Genomic DNA, 15328 nt, shown 5'->3' on the forward strand with positions numbered 1-15328 from the left:
ACTCAAGACACAAGATACAAGACACAAGACACAAGATACAAGAAGCAAGAGCAGAGGATCGAGAATCGCAGCTATGGACCATGGTCTATTGACTATATACCCAAAAACCAATTTAATGAGACTCAAGACACAAGATACAAGAAGCAAGAGCCGAGAATCCAAGATCTCAGCTATGGACCATGGTCTATCGACTATTAACTATTAACCCAATAACCCAATAACGAACTACCACCTGAACTTCGAAACCACCTGCCATGGACCATGGTCTATCGACTATTTACCCAATAACCAATTTACTGAGTCGCAAGACACAAGACACAAGATACAAGAAGCAAGAGCCGAGAATCCAAGATCTCAGCTATGGACCATGGTCTATCGACTATCAACCAAATAACCAATAACTCAATAACCAATACGTTCCGCTATAGACTATGGACTATCAACTATTCACTCCCCTATTCCCACTCAATCGTAGCCGGTGGCTTGGAAGAGATATCGTAGACGACGCGATTTACGCCTTTGACACGGTTGATGATCTCGTTGGACATTTTGCCGAGAAACTCGTATGGCAAATGGATCCAATCTGCTGTCATCCCGTCCACAGAACCAACTGCGCGCAAGGCCACGACTCTTTCATATGTCCTTTCGTCTCCCATCACGCCTACGGACTGGATCGGAAGGAGGATGGCTCCTGCCTGCCAGACTTTGTCGTAAAGGCCGTGCTCCTTGAGTCCTTGGATAAATATATGATCCACTTCTTGAAGTGTTTTGACTTTTTCAGCCGTGATGTCACCCAAAATACGGATTGCCAATCCAGGTCCGGGAAACGGATGCCTGCCGATGATTGCTTCGGGAATTTCCAATGCGCGACCTACTTCCCGCACCTCGTCCTTGAACAGGGTATTCAGCGGCTCGACCACGGACAACTTCATGAAATCAGGCAAACCACCCACATTGTGGTGGGATTTGATCGTCGCAGATGGGCCCTTGACAGACACGGATTCGATCACGTCAGGATAAATCGTGCCTTGACCTAGCCACTTGACGCCTTCAATCTTGTGTGCCTCATCGTCGAATACCTCGATAAATACCCGACCGATCGCCTTTCTTTTTGCTTCGGGATCCGTAAGTCCTGCCAATGCCTCATAAAAACGCTGCTTGGCATCTACGCCAATGACATTCAATCCCAAATGCTTATAGGAATCCAGTACTTCTTCGAACTCATTTTTGCGCAGCAGCCCGTTATCGACAAACACACAGGTAAGTTGATCGCCGATCGCACGGTGGATCAAAGTTGCGGCGACGGAGGAATCCACCCCTCCCGATAGCCCCATCACGACCTTGTCCTTGCCCAACCTGGTACGGAGCGCATCGATCGTGCTATCAATAAAAGTATCCGAAGTCCAATCCTGCGAACAGCCGCAGATATGCACCACAAAGTTGCGGAGGAGGTTTTTACCTTCCAGCGAGTGGGTGACTTCCGGGTGGAATTGGATGCCGTAGGTTGTCTCACCCTGCACTTTAAAGGCAGCCACCTTCACTGAGGCGGTGCTGGCAATAATGTCAAATCCCGCGGGTAGCGTCTTGATCGTATCGCCATGCGACATCCACACCTGCGAGCCATGGGTCATTTCCTTGAGCAAGTCGTAATGCAGGTCCACATGGTCGAGGTTGGCGCGGCCATACTCGCGGATTTCGGAGGGCAGTACTTCGCCGCCGTACTTGTGGGCGAGAAGTTGCGCACCATAGCAGACACCCAAAAGCGGGAGTTTGCCGCGGATGGCGTCCAGATCCAAGTCCGGGGAACCTGCATCCCTGACCGAACAGGGACTTCCCGAAAGGATCACCCCTTTGACATCGGGCGTGATTTCAGGGATTTTATTGAAGGGATGGATTTCGCAATATACATTGAGTTCCCTTACCCTGCGGGCGATCAGTTGGGTGTATTGGGAACCGAAGTCAAGAATCAGGATTTGTTCTGCCATGCGCAAAGGTACATCGGGCGCTTAGAACAGGAAAAGGAAATCAGAAGATTATTTTGGAGTGATTGGAAAATTGGAAGATGAAGAATTGAAAAATTGGGGAGGGGATTGCTGTGGGTTGATAACGTTTTAAGGTTAGAAAGTTGGAAGGTTACGATGGCGTCATTCCGACGAAGGAGGAATCCCTAGGATTTTAGCTATCGTATTTCTCTGGCACATGCTTTCCTTTGTCATTCCGACGAAGGAGGAATCCCAAGATTTAAGCCAGTGTTCCTCTTTGCTGTGGGCTTTTTCTCGTCATTCGAACGGAGGAGGAATCTATTGAAATCATACACAAAGGCGGGGAAAATAATCCCCTCAATTCGGGATCTTTGAATAGGCCACTTATTTCGTTTTGGTTTTTTGAGAATGATGATAATTCCTAAAAATGAGTCTGGTTTGTTTAGGTACTGATTCTAGAGATTGTTTAAATTACCTTTAAATATCTTTTACCTTTCAATCGCAGTTAAAATATCTAATTGAATAAATCAATGAGTAAAAAGAAGAATGGAAATGCTGAGTTTGTCAAATGGTTTGGGCCTGTAATTGATGCCCTTAGGGACTTGGGAGGTTCTGCAAAGCCCAGAGAGATTGCAGGTCGAATTGGTGAGAATCTAAACATTCCCGAAGAAACCTTAAATGCGAGATACGAGAAATCCGGCCAATTGAAATTTCCGAATCAGATTGCGTGGGCTAGACAATATCTTGTTTGGGAAGAATTATTGGATTCTTCCAGACATGGAGTTTGGGCATTAACTCCAAAAGGTTGGTCAACCAGGCTGGATGAAAAACAGTCACGAGAGATATTCTTAAAATGGGTCAAGATTTTCCAGGAACTAAGAGAAAATAAAAACTCAACTGAAGGCGAAACGGAGAAAGTCGTAAAGGCATTGGAATCTACAGAACCAGAGGAAGGTCAAGCGGTAGTGAAGCCAACTCTCATTGAGGTTTTGCAAAGTATCTCTCCGATTGGATTTGAGCACTTGTGTGGCCGATTGCTTAAGGAGTATAATTTCGAAAATGTCGAAATCACTCAAAGGTCAAATGATGGCGGTATTGACGGTTATGCTACTCTGAAGCTCAACCCGTTCGTAAGCTTAAGCGTCTTTTTTCAATGTAAAAGATATCAGGGAACAGTGCCGACCGAAAAGGTGCAAGCCTTTATTGGTGTAATGGAAACAAATAGAAGGAGTGTGGAAAAGGGTTTGATGATTACCACAGGATCATTTGCAAAAAATGCAATAGAAATCGAGAAAGCAAACATCAAACTAGAGTTGATTGATGGCGAAAAACTTGTTGAAATGTTTGAAAAAGTCGAATTGGGAGTAGTTCCCAAAACTATTTACGAGCCTAATATGACCTTTTTTGAGCAATACCGCGAAATGAAGTGAATTCAAAAAAAAGTTTGAGAGATGTCGATTCGGCGGGGAGGCACGTTAGGACAAAATCTCAAATAATTCAATAAATTGTACCGACTAGATAACATTGAAAATGAGCACTACTGAATTGAAATCCAACATTCACAAGATTATTGATGGGATTGAGAGTGAGCCACTTTTACAGACTTTGTACGACTTTCTCAAAAAAAGGGAGTTTGGCGAAGGAAGCCAATTCTGGGGGCAACTGACAGAAGAGCAAAAACAGGAAGTACTGTTGGCGTTCGACGAATCGGAAGATGAGCAGAATTTGGTAAGCAAAGAAGAAGTGTTCGGAACCAGAAAATGAGAATTTTTTTGACCAAACGAGCTACTTCAAGCTACAGCTCGATCAGGGAGTATATTTCAAATAGGTTTGGAGAAACAGTAGCCCGTGCATTTGAACAAAGGGTTGTTGATTTTCTTGATCTGCTGGAAAACTTTCCAGAAATCGGTAGCATGGAAGTCCCGGAAAAGCAGATCCAGGGTTTTCAAATCACTAAACAGACCAGGGTATTTTATCGCATCAAGGGGGAACGAATCATCATACTGGTATTTTTTGATGTGAGACAAGACCCAAAGAGGAAGCCGAAGTGATCTGGGATTTCTTCTGAATCGAATTTTCGTCGTAATTCCGACGTAGGAATTTTCCTGATTCATGATGCTTTCGGGACCGACTTTTACTCCAAAGAAAACGCCACCCGCGGGTTTTTGACAAGCAAGAGATCAATATCTGATTCCGTGAAGCCAGCCGATTTCAATTGTGGAATCAATTCATCAAACAACGCGGTATAGCCCTTGAAATCCCCGCCATTGGGCTCGCCCGGACTGTACCAGCCTGCATCATGCGATACCAAGACCCCGTCGAGAAGTCCCTTTTCTTTGCAATATCTGAGCCTTTCCAGATGGCCGGGTACATCCCAGGCGATGCCATCCAAACTGATCCAAACACCCAAATCATGGGCGGTGTCGTAGCTGGAAAAGTCCTTCTCGTTTTGTGCATGTACCCACACAAAATGTCCGAGATCCACATTCATCGATTTCAAAATCTCGATTTGGGCTTTGGCAGTCGCCCATGGTCCGGTATGCGAGACGATCAATAATCCCGTGGCTTGGTGGGTAAGGGCGGCCGCCCGCACCAATTTTTCATCCAATGCGTTCAAAGTGCTTCCCTCATTGACGGAGATTTTAATAAATCCAGGCTTAATTCCTGTGTTTTCTATGCCATCCTTGGCTTCCCCGATCCAAATGGCTGCCAGTTCATCCGATGTAGCTTCTTCGACAATCTTTGGTAGATACTTTCCCCCAACGGCGCCATAGTAGCCCGTATTGGTCAAAAATTGGATTCCTGATTTTTCCGAGAGTTCCTTCAATAGGAGCGGGTCTCTGCCCAAGTAAGCAGGGGTACATTCCACGATGGTTTTGACGCCGCGGGCTTTCGCTGCTTCCAAAAAAGGCATCACCCGCGCAACCACCTCCGCTCTGTTCCAGCGATGGTATCCCGTGGAATCTGCACCGATGAAATCCACCAAAACATGCTCATGGATCAATGACACGCCCATTTCACTTGCTGGTGTTTCTCCCGAAACCGTGCGAATATGTTCCTTTCCATTATCTTTTTTTGGCTGGCAGGCAAATAGGATCAGAAGAATCAGGATCAGATTTCTCATAGGAATTTGGATTTGTCCTACAAGTTAAAAACCATTCAACTATCCCCCAAATCCCCATTTTCTCCTTGGAAAAGAGTTCTCAATTCGACCGCGTGGATGCCTTCGCTTTCTTCCAAATACCTGGCAAACACGGCCGTGCTTCCATGGGTCAAATACACTTTCTCCGCCTGTGTACCTTTGATGGCTGCAATCAAACCTTCCCAATCGGCATGGTCCGAGAGTACAAAACCGATATCGGCGGCCCGCCTGCGCCTTGCCCCGCGGACATTCATCCAGCCCGAGCAGATTCCCGTGCGGTAGGGACTGAACTTTTTCATCCAAGGACTACCCATCGCAGAGGGCGGGGCTATGATCATCGCTCCCTTCATCTTTGCTTTTAGGGTATCGGCTTCCGCTTTGGGTGAGTCAAGCACCTGGAGCCCGTTGGCGATCAGGGCTTGGTTGGTCTGCCAGATGGAGCCATGCACGAATACCGGCCCAATGGAAGTTTCCAAGTGATTGAGGATGCGTTGTGCCTTGCCAAGTGAATAGGCAAAAAGAACTGAGTTTAGGCCATTTTCGGCATTCTGTTTCCACCAGGTATTGATGCTTTCAAAAATCAGAGACTGCTTTTCCCATTTGTAAATGGGCAATCCAAAAGTACATTCCGATACAAACTCGTGGCAGGTGACAGGCTCAAAGGCTTTGGAAAGTCCATCGGCTTCGACCTTGTAGTCCCCACTTACTACCGCGACTTTTCCTCGGTGTTCCAGTCGGACTTGCGCCGAACCGGGAATATGCCCCGCCGGATGCAGGGAAATGCGCACGCCGTTGATCTCGATGGATTCTTCGTATGGAATGGTCTGTAGGGAAATGTCTTGGCCCAAGCGCAGTTTGAGGACTTCGGCGGAATCTTGGTGAGCCAAATAATGCTTCATACCCCAGCGGGCATGGTCGGAGTGGGCATGGGTGATGATTGCCTTTTTAACCGGCCGCCAAGGATCGATGAAGGCGTCGGCAGGTGGACAATACAAGCCCGATGGGCTCAACTCAAGGAGTTTCATATTTCTTGGACAGGCTTTCCGACTTTGGGATAGCTCAATCTAGCCAATTTTTTCCCAACGTGGTACTCGTCCAAGCCTGATACCGTCACGGTACCCAGCGCGTTCAGGTCCAATGAACCATCAGCCCGAAGGCCTGTTTCGTCCAGCCAAATGTGCTCTATGCTACCGATCACCAGTACGGTGCCATTGATGGCCAAGGTTTGCTGCTCTACAAGTTGACAGGCAAGCTTCACTTTGCTCAATTTGACAAAGGGAGCGAAGAAAGCATCCAGATACTCCTCTTCCAGACCCGTTCCCTCAAACTCAGATCCTTCAAACCTTGCGGCCGTTTGGTGGGCCTGTTTGTAAAATGCTTCTGAGACATGGTTCAAAGTGAAAAAACCTGTGTCCAAGATATTTTGCAGCGTGTGCCGCTCGACGGTGTGTGGTCTAAACAGTATTCCCACCAATGGTGGCGTGGCGCCGATATGAAATACTTGTGAAAATGGCGCCAAGTTGCTGATCCCCGCTTGGCTTTTGGTGCCGATGAGGTTGAGGCTTTTGTAACCCGAAAGGCAATTGATCAAATCCCTCCGGTAAGAGGAATCAGCTTCGAGGATGGACTTTTTGTCAAAATGACGCATCATATCAGAATCGCTTCTTCGATGGAATCGCAATACTTGATGTCCAAGAGATGGATGATGTTATCGGGGTTGTTTTGTGTGATTTGCTCCTTGGCGATCATCACCATCTTCTCAAACCATTTTTCGGGGGGAAGGATTTTGCGGTGCTTGTTGATACCGAGTTGCAGGACTTCTTTTTTCCAATCCAGAAAATACCACTCCATGGTAGGTTGGTGGAATGCACGCAGGGCACGCTTGTCGAATATGAACTTATTGTATTTTCCGGAACGGGCGATATCGGTGATTTGATGAAAAACAAGCTTGAAATCTTCTATCGGCACATAATCGGTCAGTAGCTCGCAGATAATCATCCCTTTTTCTTGATTCGCATAGACTTTGGCGTATCTCTCGTCAATCACCAAATCGAAATTGTTGGTGTCAATGGCATTGGCTGTCATAATCATTCTAATCGGGTGGATGGATTTAGTGAAATGAGCGGTTTTTTAAATTGCTGCCATTGGTGACTTCATTTTTGAAGTTACCAATGTTCTCTTCCAAACGAATGGCGTATTCCAAAGTTGTCCTAATCAATTCCTGTTGCGATTGAATCTGTTCTTTCAGCCTGCCCAACTCACGATTCAGTTCTACCAGTTTGGCTTCATACTCCCGTTTGAGCCGCTCTTTCTCGAGCCTCGCTTTTTCCAGTTCTTCCTTGAAAATCAAAAATGATTCCGGTGGAGTCCTCATAATTCTCGTACTTTTTTACTCAGGGGAAATACCCAACCATAATACCATCAAACCCTTTGAATTGTTCAAACTATCCTATCAGATCGTCTTTACAGAAGACATTCCTCCGTCTATGTGAATGATCTGTCCCGTCATCCAGCCCGATTCATCCGAAAGCAAAAACGCGGCTGCTGCCGCCACTTCCTCCGGTTTCCCATATCTTCCAAGTGGATGCCTCTTGTTGGATGCTTCCTTCTTTTCTTCCGTTCCCAATAATTGGGTTGCCAAGGGCGTATCGGTCAATGACGGCGCGATCGCATTCACCCGGATTTTGTTGGTGGCCCATTCTGCCGCTAATGACCTTACCAATCCTTCCACTGCGCCTTTGGCACTGGCAATGGAAGCATGGAAGCCGTGTCCCATCTGCACCGCCACTGTCGAAAACATCACGACCGACGCTGAGGGGGATTTTTTCAGTCCTTTGAGGGAGGCCTGTAGGACCTTGACGGCACCCAGGACGTTGACTTCATAATCCTGCTGAAAATCGGCTATTGTGAGGCGATGGAAGGGTTTCAGGTTGATTGTGCCCGGACAATAGACCAAGCCGTCGATCGTCTCCGGCAAATCAGGAATGCTGTCAAACGTATCCCGCACGTCCAAAATTCGATCCGGGGATGTGCGTGAATAAGCGTACACCCTGGCGCCTTTCCGCTCCAGTATTTCGACAAGGGATTTCCCGATTCCTGTGTTACCACCGATGACGACGATGTTTTTTTGATCCATTTGGTTTGACTTTTTTACAAAATCAAAAAGTGTGGATTTTGTTTGGAGTAAGGGCAAAAGAAAATGTTCTCGATGACATGCAAATGACCGGATTTGCCTATACCTGCTCCTAGAAACAAAAAAACCGGACTTTTGTCCGGTTTTTCGTTGGTTCAGTCTTCGATTTATGTTTACAAGCTGATGTATTTCATGAATTCAGCCCTTGCATTTTCGTCTCTTTCAAATTTTCCGGAGTAGAAAGAAGTCACCGTCGAGCTGTTGACATCCTGTACACCGCGGGTCGATACACACATGTGGTGTGCATCCAATACCACTGCCACATCTTCTGTTCCCAAAGCTTCTTTCAGTTCGTTGCCAATCTGCATCGTCAATCTCTCCTGTACCTGTGGGCGCTTGGAGTAGTACTGAACGATTCGGTTGATTTTTGAAAGGCCAATCACATTGCCATTGGAAATATAGGCAACGTGTGCTTTGCCATAGATGGGTACAAAGTGGTGCTCGCAATTTGAAAAGAACGTGATATCCTTTTCCACGAGCATTTCATTGTATTTGTATTTGTTTTCAAAAAGTTTCGCATCAGGCTTGTTTTTTGGGTTCAAGCCGCTGAAAATCTCTTTTACGTACATTTTGGCCACCCTTTTTGGAGTGCCTTTGAGGCTATCATCCGTCAAGTCCAAGCCCAAAACGTACATGATTTCCTTAAAATGCTTTTCGATCAGTTCAATCTTAAGGTCATCATCCATCTCGAAGGCATCTTCGCGCAGCGGTGTATCGATGGAGGTTCCGACATGTTCGTCGCCGATTTCGTCGATGGAATGGGAAAAATCAATTCCCATCGTATTCAACAAAGTTTCTTTCTGTTTCATATAGTCGAATCGTTAATTCGTATTTGTTGTCAATTTTTTTCCTTAAAATATTCCAAATAACCACTGCAATGTTTTCCGCAGTTGGGTTGAGTTTTTTGAATTCATCGGTATCCAGATTTAAGTTTTTGTGGTCGAATTTATCCAATACGTTCTCTTTGATGAGATCGCTCAATATTTTCATATCAAATACGTAGCCTGTTTGTGGATCAATCGGTCCGAGAAGCTTTACAATCAACTCATAATTGTGACCATGAAAATTGGGGTTGTTACATTTTCCAAATACCGCTTTGTTTTGCTCATCACTCCAATCAGGATTGTGTAGCCTGTGCGCTGCGTTAAAGTGCTCTTTTCTGTAGACCGCTATTTTCATTTCCTTTACTAACCGAGGTTCTTTTGATTTTGTTTAATTTAATTATAAAATCTTTAAACAAAATTTCCAAACCATTGATAATAAACCCAAATTATGGCGATAGTTTGTCCTATTGCCAAAAGGCAAATTGCTAACAACTCGGCCCCTCCAAACAGTTCCATTTAGGATGTGAAAGACAAAGATGGTACTTTGGGACAATAATTTCTGCAATCGTGGAATTAATTGGCAGCTCGTTTGCGTTAACAGGAAAATCGTTTTTCATTTGTAATCTAAAGAATATCAGCCCAGTAATGAGAAGAATCACCCTCGCCATCTCCCTACTGCTCGGTAGCAGCCTGTTGACTTTGGTCAACGTAAACAGTTCCCCATCCTCGATTTTGAGGGAAATCTCGTTTGAAGACCATTTCATCGAGATGATCAGTAGCAACTCCGCTAATATTGACAAGGACCTTCCAAACCGCGATGTGCTGGCTTTTGGCATCAAGGGATATCTGAAATTGCAGGATGAAGGCAAACTCCCCAAAGGAAAGCCGCTCACGGTGATTGACTTCACCCTTCCTTCCACAGAAAAGCGGATGTGGGTCATTGATATGGAAGAAGGCAAATTCCTGCACCACGGAGTCGTGTCACATGGGAGAAATTCCGGGGACCTTATTGCAGAGCGTTTCTCCAATGTGAGTTCGTCCTATATGAGCAGCCTCGGATTCTATCTCACCGGTGAAACTTACCAAGGCAAACACGGTTATTCGCTCCGTTTGGATGGATTGGAACAAGGCTTCAATGACAAAGCCCGGGAGCGTGCCATTGTCATCCACGGTGCGGACTATGCGCGGGAGCAGTTTATCAAGCAGACGGGAAGATTGGGAAGAAGCCTGGGTTGTCCCGCTTTGCCGGAAGAGTTAGCCAAAGAAGTGATAGACCTAATCAAAGACCAATCGCTTCTTTTCATTTTTGGAAAAGATTCCAGCTACCTCAGCAAATCAAAGTTTCTAAATGCCTGATTTGATTCCCTTCGATTCTTTCAGTGCTTTGGCTATCTCGGCATCACGTCCGTAAATATCACTTCTAAAAAACATTTCCCCGCCGCCATTGGCCCAATAGGTCATGTAGATGATAGCGACAGGTATTTTCCTGTTGAGCGTCACGGTGACCTCTTTTGGTTGGCGCATGGCTTGTCGGATGCGTTCATCGGTCCAGGTTGGGTCGTGGGAAAGCAGGAATTTTGCAAAATCAAACGGGCGCTGAATCCTAATGCAGCCATGGCTAAGTGCCCGGTCTTCCCTTTCAAACAAACTTCTGGATGGCGTGTCGTGGATATAGACGCTGTGCTTGTTGGGAAACATGAATTTTGCCAAGCCCAGGGAATTGGATTCGCCGGGTTCTTGGCGTACCGTATAGGGGAACGTTTTTGGATTGACCTTTGCCCAATCGATGGATGCAGGGTCGACTACTCCTCCAGAAGAATTCAGCAATTTCATGTTCTTGCTGGCGAGATAGTTACGGTTTTTCTTTACCGCAGGGATTATCTCTGTTCTCGTGATAGAGGTAGGTACCGTCCAGGTCGGGCTGAAGACGATATAGGACATTTCCGCGCTGAACTGAGGCGTGGCATGGTAGCTCTTGCCGACGATTACCTTGGACGTGAAGACGGTATCCCTATTGTGCAGGAAGTCCAGCTGGAAGTTGGCGGTGTTGACGAGAATCAGCTCTGAATCTTTGATCGTATCAGGCAGCCATCTCAGCCGCTCCAAATTGACCGCAGCGGTTCGGATCAGCATTTCCGGTGTTTGGTTCAGCGCTTGAATGGTTCCTTGCCCAATCACGCCGTCGGGTTCCATCCCGTGTCTGCGCTGGAGTTTTTTGATTCCCACGACGAGTTCTGCATCGTAGACCTTGTCCTCCACCGTTTCGTAGGCGTCCACGTATCCCCAGAAATACAATCGCTTCCTAATCTCGGGCATCATTGGGTTGCTTTCATCGGGCTTGATGGATTTATCGGTCTTGAGCGGCTTCCATTGGGCAAAAGGCCGTTTTTCAAATCGCTCCATATCGTCGTACAATTCACGCAGCCCTTCCCGCATTTTTCGATAGATGACAAATGAAGGATAGAGAGCTTGGAGTGACTTCCGTATGCCGCCGCCATTCAAGGCCTCTTCCAGCCTTCTGTCCAAAACCAGTTCAGGTGCATTTCGCTGGATGTTCCACGAAGTCTTGAGGTTTTCCGGATCGACTTTGCCCAGACTCAAATGCGAGCCCATCATGATAAAGGCATCTGTCAGGAGGACATCTACTGCAGCTAACTCGTTGTCGGGCAAAGTTTTGCCTTGTTTTTTTGCTGCTTCATATCTTGAAAAATAGTCGTTTAGCGCCGCAAAATGATAGTCGACGGGATTCAATCCATCAAATTTGGACTGTCCGATCTCATAGCGCATTTCGTAGGCAAGTTCAGGGATTTTGCCGTCCTTGATCCATGCCGGCTGAAAATTGCGTTCGCCATAAAACCGATGGATCACCACAGTACTGTACAACTCGGTACCCATCACAGCCGGCCGTTGTTCGGGGCTGTAGGTTTCCAAAGATGACCGGATATAGCCGGCAATACCGTTTTGCCCATTGGATTGTTGGGCAAATGCTTGCCCGAACAAAAGCAGCCAAGCAAGGGAGAGGAAAAGGTTTTTCATAAAATTTAATCAGTCAAAATCACTCGGGTATGTCGATCAAAAAATGCAAATCAACTTTCGCGCATACTGCTGGAAATATCGCAAAAATCTAGTTTATCCCCTTCAAACGCCTATAAAAGTTTATCCCATAAGGTGCTTGGCTTGTTAGCGTGTGGATTATCCTTTCATCGATAATTTTTCGACTCTTTTCAGGTTTTTTCTTAACAGAACTCCAGCCAGAATCCTATTTCTTCTTTTTCCATTGGATAGAGTAAAGATCGAGTCGCCGCTGCTCGAGGTTTCGGACACTTCCCGCTTTCCGTTGCTTCGTAAGCAAATCCAAGTCCACGTCAGCCACAATGGTCGTTTCGGCGTTTTCGGAAGCTTGCGCCACGGTCGCATCATGTGGGAATGAAAAATCGGATGGAGAATAGATTGCTGCTTGGGAATATTGAATATCCATGTTTTCCACACGGGGCAGGTTGCCTACGGATCCGGTAATCGCAACGTAGCATTCGTTTTCGACTGCTCTGGCTTTGGCACAGGTATTTACACGAAGAAACGCATTCTTGGTGTCGGTCCAGAAAGGAACAAACAGGATATCCATTTGTTGTTCGGCCAAAATTCTTCCCAATTCAGGAAACTCGACGTCATAGCAGATCAGGATCCCGATTTTTCCGGCATCCGTATCAAAGACCTTGATACCGTTTCCACCCTGCAAACCCCAATAGGACTGCTCGTCCGGGGTAATGTGCAGTTTGTATTGCTTGTCCGTGGTACCGTCCCGTCGGCACAGGTAGCTCACGTTTCGGAGTTTTTTGCCGTCATATTCGGGCATGCTGCCTGCGATGATGTTGACGTTGTAGGAAAGTGCCAAGTCACTCATGCGGCTTACGATCTCGTCTGTGTAGTCAGCCACATTCCGAATGGCTTCCGAGGCATCCATGTCATTGAACTCCGCTAACAGTGGCGCATTGAAAAACTCCGGCAAAAGACAGAAATCGGATTTGTAACCTGAGATCGTATCCACAAAAAACTCTACTTGCTGCATCAGGTCGTCCACGGAATTGAATCGGCGCATTTTCCACTGCACCAAGCCGAGTCGGACGATGGATTTTTTGTTTCCAATCAGCTTTTCGTCCTTTTCATAATAAATGTTGATCCACTCGAGCAACGTCGCATAGGCACGCGAATCGGTATCCTCGGGAAGGTATTTGGTAATCACCTTTCGGACGTGGAATTCATTGGCAAGCTGAAAAGACAATACCGGGTCAAAAATCTCCTTGCTTTTAACCAAGTCGATATACTTGCGGGGAGTCATCTGATCCGCGTATCTGAAATAGCCTGGAATCCTGCCGCCGGCAATGATTGAGCGGAGGTTGAGATTTTCGCAAAGTTCCTTTCGAGCATCGTACAAGCGTCTTCCCAAACGCAATCCACGATATTCTTGGTGAACAAAAACATCCGTGCCGTAGAGTGTGTCCCCCTCGTCGTCGTGCGTGTCGAACTTGCCGTAGCCGGTGATTTGATCGTAGGTATGGTTGTCACCAAATCGGGCGTAATCCACAATGATACTCAGTGCAGCGGCCACGACCTTGCCGTTGTCCTCGATGCAGATTTGGCCATCGGGGAATACTTTCAGTTGGTTTTTGAGTTCCTGTTTGGTCCAAGCACCGCCTTGGTCCTTGTAGACAGAAAACATGATTTCCCGAATATCCTCATAATCCGAAAGCTTGATATGGCGAAGCTTTAACCGGTGCTCTAATTCTTCTCTCTGCTTACTCATTCGGCAAAATTAACCAAATTTCATGGATGGCCTCAAAAATAGCTCTTGGGCAAAACGCGTCTTTTTTTTCCTCTGTTAGAAGAAGGTCAACTACAAAAAACTGTCGTTCCTTTGTGTTTTTGTGGGAAATCGCTTTGGAGCTTTGCAGCAATAGAGGATTTTTTGGGAATAATGGGAGGAATCTCCATGATTTTTCCAAGACACAAACTTTGAATTTTTAATTAATTTTACATTTCTTTATCGCTGATTAATCCCTATCTCGCTACGAATCACCAATATTCGAATATTCCTTTCCAATCATGAAACGCATTGTTTTTTTTGTTTTGCTGGTATTTTTTGTGATCGAATCGCATGCCCAAAGTTTCTATCGATACCGCTTTGATGCCCCATGGTCCGTCTCTGTAGCAGCCGGTCCGACTCAGTATTTTGGGGAATTGTATTCGCTTTGGAAGTACAATGAAGGTATTCAGCCGGATTGGAATGTGAACTTTGCGGTTCGTAGGACCTTGGGAACCTACATCAGGGCAAGAGCGGAATTTACCTATTACCAAATCTCAGGACAAGATCCCCCTGCGGATCCACGTAGTTACAGAAACCCGCGAAACTTGCATTTCAGGGCGCGAAACTGGGAAGCATCGATGGTGGGGGAATTCCATTTGAAACCTGTAAAAGTCTATAACATCACGAGGAGTTTCTTCAATTTTTATGGATTTGCGGGAGTCGGCGTCTCCAGCAACGACCCCAAGGCCGAACTCAACGGCACTTGGGTGGATTTGAGGCCGCTACAGCTGGAGAATAATCCCTACGATAAGCACATCATCGTATTTCCTACCGGTATCGGTATGAAGTACAAGTTGAATGTTTACACAGACTTGACTGTAGAACTGAACTATCGCTGGACGCTAACTGACTACATGGACGACATCAGTGCCTATAATATCCGTGATTTTTATTTGGACGTGATCGAGGATTATGGCACCAATGGAGAGGGGCCGAGACCTGACAGGTTGAGGCTTTTGGTGAGAAACCCTTCCTTTATCCGCGACAATGGTGAACCTGATGTCCAAAAGATTCTTGACAATGGTGGCGCCATCCGTCGGGGTAGCGGGCTGGATAATCGATTTGATGGTTTTATGTCCCTAAATATTGGCCTTGAAATTTACCTATCCAAAGACATCTGGGACAACTGGATATTCAGAAACCGAGTCAACGAAAAGAGCTTCCGATTCTGGTAATAGTTCTGATTTGAGATTTGAGACGGGAGACATGGGACTTGCGTTACTTTTACTCCCTGGGATAAAAATCGGCAAGCAAGTTTTTCTCGATTCCAGCTCATAATCTCCCACTTCTCCCATACGCCCGATTTACCGCCAATTTTCCTATTTT

At 46.2% G+C, this 15328-nt stretch carries 16 protein-coding genes; 5 read left to right on the forward strand and 11 right to left on the reverse strand.

The window, feature by feature from the left end:
- Positions 1-455: 455 nt before the first annotated feature.
- Positions 456-1985, reverse strand: a complete 1530-nt coding sequence (guaA, locus tag C943_RS20525; RefSeq protein WP_008631835.1) for a glutamine-hydrolyzing GMP synthase — start codon at positions 1983-1985, stop codon at positions 456-458.
- 527 nt (positions 1986-2512) lie between these two features.
- On the opposite strand from guaA, the gene C943_RS20530 reads away from it, so the two are divergent.
- The 3 genes from C943_RS20530 to C943_RS22660 all read left to right on the forward strand — a co-directional run bounded on the left by C943_RS20530 (position 2513) and on the right by C943_RS22660 (position 4033).
- Complete coding sequence (locus tag C943_RS20530; protein WP_008631837.1) at positions 2513-3412, forward strand: restriction endonuclease; 900 nt, start codon at positions 2513-2515, stop codon at positions 3410-3412.
- Between the two features lie 100 nt (positions 3413-3512).
- Complete coding sequence (locus C943_RS20535; RefSeq protein WP_040481638.1) at positions 3513-3746, forward strand: hypothetical protein; 234 nt, start codon at positions 3513-3515, stop codon at positions 3744-3746.
- Positions 3743-4033, forward strand: a complete 291-nt coding sequence (locus C943_RS22660) for a type II toxin-antitoxin system RelE/ParE family toxin (RefSeq protein ID WP_040481640.1) — start codon at positions 3743-3745, stop codon at positions 4031-4033. Before C943_RS20535 ends, C943_RS22660 begins: the two co-directional genes overlap by 4 nt.
- Positions 4034-4116: 83 nt before the next feature.
- Here the strand turns inward: C943_RS22660 and C943_RS20545 are convergent, their stop codons facing one another.
- The 8 genes from C943_RS20545 to C943_RS20580 all read right to left on the reverse strand — a co-directional run bounded on the left by C943_RS20545 (position 4117) and on the right by C943_RS20580 (position 9496).
- The gene (locus C943_RS20545; protein ID WP_008631843.1) at positions 4117-5106 is read right to left on the reverse strand and encodes a phosphotriesterase family protein; all 990 of its coding nucleotides are present in this window, start codon (positions 5104-5106) and stop codon (positions 4117-4119) included.
- Positions 5107-5141: 35 nt separating this feature from the next.
- Complete coding sequence (locus C943_RS20550) at positions 5142-6149, reverse strand: ligase-associated DNA damage response exonuclease (RefSeq protein ID WP_008631844.1); 1008 nt, start codon at positions 6147-6149, stop codon at positions 5142-5144.
- Entirely contained in the window at positions 6146-6775 is a 630-nt protein-coding gene (locus tag C943_RS20555; RefSeq protein ID WP_008631845.1) for a flavin reductase family protein, read from the reverse strand. Before C943_RS20555 ends, C943_RS20550 begins: the two co-directional genes overlap by 4 nt.
- Positions 6772-7215, reverse strand: a complete 444-nt coding sequence (locus C943_RS20560; RefSeq protein WP_040481643.1) for a hypothetical protein — start codon at positions 7213-7215, stop codon at positions 6772-6774. Before C943_RS20560 ends, C943_RS20555 begins: the two co-directional genes overlap by 4 nt.
- A gap of 19 nt (positions 7216-7234) precedes the next feature.
- Entirely contained in the window at positions 7235-7498 is a 264-nt protein-coding gene (locus C943_RS20565; RefSeq protein WP_008631847.1) for a hypothetical protein, read from the reverse strand.
- Positions 7499-7576: 78 nt separating this feature from the next.
- Positions 7577-8260 (reverse strand): SDR family NAD(P)-dependent oxidoreductase, encoded by a 684-nt coding sequence (locus C943_RS20570; protein WP_040481645.1) that lies wholly within the window; start codon positions 8258-8260, stop codon positions 7577-7579.
- Between the two features lie 170 nt (positions 8261-8430).
- The gene (folE, locus tag C943_RS20575; RefSeq protein WP_040481647.1) at positions 8431-9126 is read right to left on the reverse strand and encodes a GTP cyclohydrolase I FolE; all 696 of its coding nucleotides are present in this window, start codon (positions 9124-9126) and stop codon (positions 8431-8433) included.
- Positions 9086-9496: a 6-pyruvoyl trahydropterin synthase family protein gene (locus tag C943_RS20580; protein WP_008631852.1), complete on the reverse strand. Its 411-nt coding sequence runs from the start codon at positions 9494-9496 to the stop codon at positions 9086-9088. The genes folE and C943_RS20580 overlap by 41 nt, the downstream gene beginning before the upstream one ends.
- Before the next feature lie 290 nt (positions 9497-9786).
- On the opposite strand from C943_RS20580, the gene C943_RS20585 reads away from it, so the two are divergent.
- The gene (locus C943_RS20585) at positions 9787-10497 is read left to right on the forward strand and encodes a murein L,D-transpeptidase catalytic domain family protein (RefSeq protein WP_008631854.1); all 711 of its coding nucleotides are present in this window, start codon (positions 9787-9789) and stop codon (positions 10495-10497) included.
- Here C943_RS20585 and C943_RS20590 read toward each other — a convergent pair.
- Positions 10486-12177 carry a L,D-transpeptidase family protein gene (locus C943_RS20590; RefSeq protein ID WP_008631857.1) on the reverse strand — a complete coding sequence of 564 codons (1692 nt, stop codon included), beginning with the start codon at positions 12175-12177 and terminating at the stop codon, positions 10486-10488. The two genes, C943_RS20585 and C943_RS20590, sit on opposite strands and share 12 nt — an antisense overlap.
- 223 nt (positions 12178-12400) lie before the next feature.
- Complete coding sequence (locus tag C943_RS20595; RefSeq protein WP_008631859.1) at positions 12401-13942, reverse strand: bifunctional GNAT family N-acetyltransferase/carbon-nitrogen hydrolase family protein; 1542 nt, start codon at positions 13940-13942, stop codon at positions 12401-12403.
- A 299-nt stretch (positions 13943-14241) separates the two neighbouring features.
- Here C943_RS20595 and C943_RS20605 point away from each other — a divergent pair, with 299 nt between their 5' ends.
- Positions 14242-15177, forward strand: a complete 936-nt coding sequence (locus C943_RS20605; RefSeq protein WP_008631863.1) for a hypothetical protein — start codon at positions 14242-14244, stop codon at positions 15175-15177.
- Positions 15178-15328: the final 151 nt, after the last annotated feature.

Source organism: Mariniradius saccharolyticus AK6, from assembly GCF_000330725.2.
In the GTDB taxonomy this organism is placed as follows: domain Bacteria; phylum Bacteroidota; class Bacteroidia; order Cytophagales; family Cyclobacteriaceae; genus Mariniradius; species Mariniradius saccharolyticus.